This window comes from Patescibacteria group bacterium (assembly GCA_028711655.1).
Classification (GTDB): Bacteria; Patescibacteriota; Patescibacteriia; order Patescibacteriales; family JAQTRU01; genus JAQTRU01.
The window spans coordinates 1-4,646 of sequence record JAQTRU010000056.1; the positions used below are offsets into that span (position 1 = coordinate 1).

The following is a 4,646-nucleotide window of genomic DNA, read 5'->3' on the forward strand; positions in this document are numbered from 1 at the left end:
GCCCGGGCGGAAGCCGCCAACGCTTTGGTTGAAAAAAATGAAAAGATCGCTGATTTCAACCGGCTGTTTATAGAAAAAGTCCTGGAAGCGGACCGGGAAGTGGATTTTGATACGCGGCTGCAATTGGAAAACGCCGTCCGGGGATTAAACGACCAAGAAATATTTGATAGCTGGCAGGAATTTGTCGCCAGCAAAGATTCGGCCGCGGCCCAGAAAAATGTCTTAATTCTGCTTGAACTTTTGGCCGGCAAATTATGAAGTTCTATAAATTAACATAAAAATATTATGAGGAAAACATTACAAAAAAAGAAGATAAATATTTTCCGCAAAAGCGTTAGCGGCAAGGATTTGCTGCTTAGCGCTTTGGTGGTGATTTTATCTTTGCCTACTGTTTATGTTGTCGCCCGCGCCGGCAGTTTGACTCCGACTGCCAGTCCTGGAGCCACCATGCATTCTTTGCTGGAAATGGCGGCCAAAGACACTGGAAATACTTTTGACCGCGCTACCGACAGCTTGGAGGCGATTAGCGAGGCCTTAGCCGGTTTAGCGGCCGGCGTCTGGGATAACGCGACCAGCGGATTAACCGCTGTCGGGAGTATTGGCAAATATATTTTAGATAATTTGGATACAACGGTTTCTTCCCGCGCTCCGGCGTCTACGGCTTTGAGCACTTCAACTTGGAGCAATGAGCGGGCAGTCTATCTGGATTATCTTGACACCGATCTCAAGTTTTTGATTTCCAGCTCCACCGCCGATACTATTCCGGCCATCGGCAGTGTTGTCTGGAATATCGGCAGTTCCACTTCCGCGACCAGCACAATTGATATGTTCGGCTGGTTTAAAAATATTTACGGTTATACCGCGGCTGCGACAAGCATCGGCAGTTCCGATTCGGCCACCAGCACCGAGGATATGTTCGGCTGGTTTAAAACAATCCAAGACTATACGGCCGCGTCTTCCACCGCCCCGAAGAGTTCAACTTGGACTGACAGCCGGGCCGGATATTTGGACTCTCTGGCGAAGTCCGGCTATGACTCAAGCTCTTTTACCGCTGATCAAGACGGCAATATTTTGGAATTGCTGAAATATATGAATAACCGCAATATGTTTTCCGTGGTTAATCAGAAAAACGGCTCGGCGGTTGGGGGAACGGACGCGGCTTTCTGGACACAAGCTTTAGGCGGAGTGGATGATTATAATGACGGAGGCAGTATGCCAACTGATAGTTTCACCGCTTCCTGGACGACCTGCACGGCCGCTAACAATTATTGCAAGACCGGGGATTCGGTTGCTTGCGCGGGCGATGTCTGCCGCCAGGATAACAGCACCGGCCTTATTTGGTCGGATTATATGGGCGCAGGCGCGTCCTACACTTGGTTTGCCGCCAATAACTGCTACGCGCCGGATACCGCTGAAAATCCCGGCACTTGCGTGAATGATGATGATGACGCCTGCCAATGCGTTAAAAAAGCCAGCAGTAAGACCGGCTGCGAGTCCTTGGGAGACGGTCTTTGGAGATTGCCTTATCAGAAAGAATTGATGCAGGCCTATATAGACGGCTCTTGGGGAAATTTACCCCACGCCGGCAGCACTTTCTGGTCATCCACTACTATATCCAATGCTACCCAGTACGCCTGGTACACGTATCTGCACGGTGGCTACACGACCAACAACCTTAAGACCAATACCTTACAAGCGCGGTGCGTCCGCTAGCCCTGGCAACTTTGGTTATTTGGGGATTTGGGTTATTTTATTATTTAATATCTTAAAACTTAAAGCATGAAACTTAAAGCATGAAACCTAAAACTTGAAACATGGAACATGTCATGAAAAATTAAAATCTAAAATGAATGAGTATGCTTATTTGAGGATTACGATGAAGCGCTGGAATTAGCGGAAGATATTGGGGCTATGCTTTGGGGAACTATCAGAAAACTTAAAACATAAATATAAATTTTAAGTTTCAAGTTTTAAGTTTTAAGTTTCAAGAAGTATGTCTCGTTATTTGCATTTGCCGATTTTTCAGAAAGCGTATGATTTGAATTTGGAAATTTACAGAACGACTCACAACTTCCCCAGAGAATATAAATATACTTTGGGGCAAAACATAAAAGAAATAGCCGGCAATCTTTTAGATAGCATCGTGGCGGCAAATTCAGAAGAAAACAAAGGCCGATATTTCCCTTTGCTAAAAACGCAAGTTGAGCAATTAAGAATAAAAATACGCCTCAGCTATGACCTAAAAATTATCAACAGCCGGAGGTTGGAATTCTTAAATCGTCTGATTGAGGAAATTTCTAAACAGATATCCGGCTGGGAAAAATGGTTTCTTAAAAATTTTAGCGAAGCCAGAATTTTCGCTCCATCGGCAACCGCCGAGAGCGAAAAGCGCGCTTTTTAATCGTTGCGGTTCCGCCTACCTGCCTCCGCTAATTATGTTCGGTGCGGGCATTAAGTATAATTTAGCCGTACTTGGTTTATCCAGGATCGGCTAAAAAAAGGATAAATGGCGGAAAAATTAACACGCCGGCAACAATTTCTGGTCATCCACTACTAAATCCAATGAAACCCAGAACGCCTGGAACACGAATCTGAACAATGGCAACACGAACAACAACCTTAAGACCAATACCAAACAAGCGCGGTGCGTCCGCTAGCCCTGGCAGCGATTTCCATCTTGGCTGGCTTCGCTAAAATTCTTTTTCTGTCATTCCCGCCTTTTTTTTCTGTCATTCCCGCCTTTTTTTTCTGTCATTCCCGCCTTTTTTTTCTGTCATTCCCGCCCGCGAGCAGGAATCCAGGGTTGGTCCGCATGGATACTAAAATTATATGAACCCCGTTAGAAATTTTTCTAAAAATTATTATAGACGAAGGAATAACAATATTTATAGTGGGACTAATGGGGTGAAGGAGGAAAGAAATTATTACGTCTATATTTTAGCCAGCAAAAGAAACGGAACATTATATATTGGCGTAACCAATAATTTGTTAAACAGAAGTTTTCAGCATAAAATAAAACAGGACAAAAATAGTTTTACCGCCAAATATAATGTAGATAAACTAGTCTATTACGAAATTTTTGCTGATATTCGGGAGGCCATTGTTAGGGAAAAGCAACTAAAGAAATGGAAAAGGAAATGGAAAATAGAGTTAATAGAAAAAGATAATCCTACTTGGCGAGATTTATTTGATGATTTGTAGTTTTGTACGGCTCTACCCTGGATTCCCTCATCGTTTTCACGAGGACTAAGGGCCGCGGGAAGGACAGGGAGGGTAAAAATGGGGGAATAACAGCGGGGGAGAGGCAGTGGGGATGAAAACAAGAGAAAAGATTGCGCCTTGCAGAGAGTTCCATTTTTATCTGCCATTCGTGTAATAATTAGCCTTTTATTCGGAAATAGCTAAAGTTTTCATCAATCGGCTCAAGATAAGTTTTCAAGACGCCGAAATTTTTTTTATAAAGCGAACGCCTAAGATTGAAAGTATTGGCATGCTTGAATTGCCCGTAATAGGAGTTAATAACCGCCAGAATATTGCCTAAAAGCAGATTAAAATTTTCATATGTATCGGGAATGGGCGTATTGTTGAAATACCAGAGTTTTTTCTTTAAATTTCCCACGATTTTGCGGCGGGTCAAGAGGTGATGCGGTTTCACCACAAAACCGACAAAATTTATGCCTTTATAAATTGATTGCAGGACGGTTTTCTTCGGATGAAGCTGTAAATTCAAGTATTCATTTAAAAAATGGCTGATTTGCTTTCGCCATTTTTTTAATTGCTCCGGGTTTTCGTGGATTATCAAAATATCGTCAACATAGCGCAGGTAATATTTTATTTTTAATTTATGTTTAACAAATTGGTCAAGCTCATTTAAATAAACATTAGCGAAAAATTGCGAGGTTAGATTGCCAATCGGCAATCCTTTATTGGGCGAAACATTGAAAAGAGATTTGCGCGGCGGGATTAAGTTATAAAGATTCGGATCGCCTTTGTAATAAAAATCTTTTACCGGGTTATGAAAGATTATTTTTTCCCCCAGCCACAACCAATTTTCATTATGCAGATGTTTGGCTAAAATTGAAAAGAGGATTTTCTTATCAATAGACATAAAAAATCCGGCGATGTCAACTTGCAGATAATAAGCGGGCCGGGAAAAAGAGCAACTGGCTTTCCGCATATATCTTTTTAAATCCTTAATAGCCAGATGAGCGCCTTTTTTCAGGCGGCAGGAATAGGAATGATGGATAAACTTTTTTTCCCAAAACGGCTCAAGAAACCCAACTATGAGATGATGGACTATCCGGTCGCGGAAATCAGCGGCAAACACTTCGCGGGGCTTGGGCTCGGTGATAACAAAACAAATGGAACGGCCGGGGCGATAAGTTTTGCTTTTTAATTCCCTTTCCAATCTTAAGAGTTCGTTTTCAAAATTAAGTTCAAATTTACCGGCGTTAACAGTATTCCGCTTGCGTCGACGGCAACTGTAATAAGCTTTTAGAAGATATTGGAAGGAGAAAGGGCGGGAAAAAGGTTTACTCTCTCTCTCTCTCTCTCTCGATTGGGAACTTGAAACTTGAAACATGTAAGGCTTACCCCATTCTTTGGACAGTATATTGGCATTTAATTGTGATTAATTTCGGCCTTTA

Annotated in this window: 5 protein-coding genes; 4 read left to right on the plus strand and 1 reads right to left on the minus strand. The window is 42.6% G+C overall.

What is annotated here, in order from left to right; genetic code table 11:
* The 4 genes from PHQ42_05135 to PHQ42_05150 all read left to right on the plus strand — a co-directional run.
* The coding region (locus PHQ42_05135; protein MDD5072084.1) for a hypothetical protein at positions 1 to 258 on the plus strand (258 nt) is incomplete at its 5' end.
* Positions 259 to 285: 27 nt separating this feature from the next.
* Positions 286 to 1,713, plus strand: a complete 1,428-nt coding sequence (locus tag PHQ42_05140) for a DUF1566 domain-containing protein (GenBank protein MDD5072085.1) — start codon at positions 286 to 288, stop codon at positions 1,711 to 1,713.
* 280 nt (positions 1,714 to 1,993) lie between these two features.
* Positions 1,994 to 2,401: a four helix bundle protein gene (locus tag PHQ42_05145; GenBank protein MDD5072086.1), complete on the plus strand. Its 408-nt coding sequence runs from the start codon at positions 1,994 to 1,996 to the stop codon at positions 2,399 to 2,401.
* Positions 2,402 to 2,904: 503 nt separating this feature from the next.
* A complete protein-coding gene (locus PHQ42_05150; protein MDD5072087.1) occupies positions 2,905 to 3,201 on the plus strand; it encodes a GIY-YIG nuclease family protein in 297 nt (98 codons plus the stop codon).
* Positions 3,202 to 3,379: 178 nt separating this feature from the next.
* On the opposite strand, the gene PHQ42_05155 is transcribed toward PHQ42_05150, so the two are convergent.
* The gene (locus tag PHQ42_05155) at positions 3,380 to 4,582 is read right to left on the minus strand and encodes a reverse transcriptase/maturase family protein (GenBank protein ID MDD5072088.1); all 1,203 of its coding nucleotides are present in this window, start codon (positions 4,580 to 4,582) and stop codon (positions 3,380 to 3,382) included.
* Positions 4,583 to 4,646 lie beyond the last annotated feature (64 nt).

Excerpts from the sequence above, each read along its gene's own strand:
- PHQ42_05140 (MDD5072085.1), top strand. The coding sequence starts at position 286 with ATGAGGAAAACATTACAAAAAAAGAAGATAAATATTTTCCGCAAAAGC.
- PHQ42_05155 (MDD5072088.1), bottom strand. The coding sequence starts at position 4,582 with ATGTTTCAAGTTTCAAGTTCCCAATCGAGAGAGAGAGAGAGAGAGAGT.
- PHQ42_05145 (MDD5072086.1), top strand. The coding sequence starts at position 1,994 with ATGTCTCGTTATTTGCATTTGCCGATTTTTCAGAAAGCGTATGATTTG.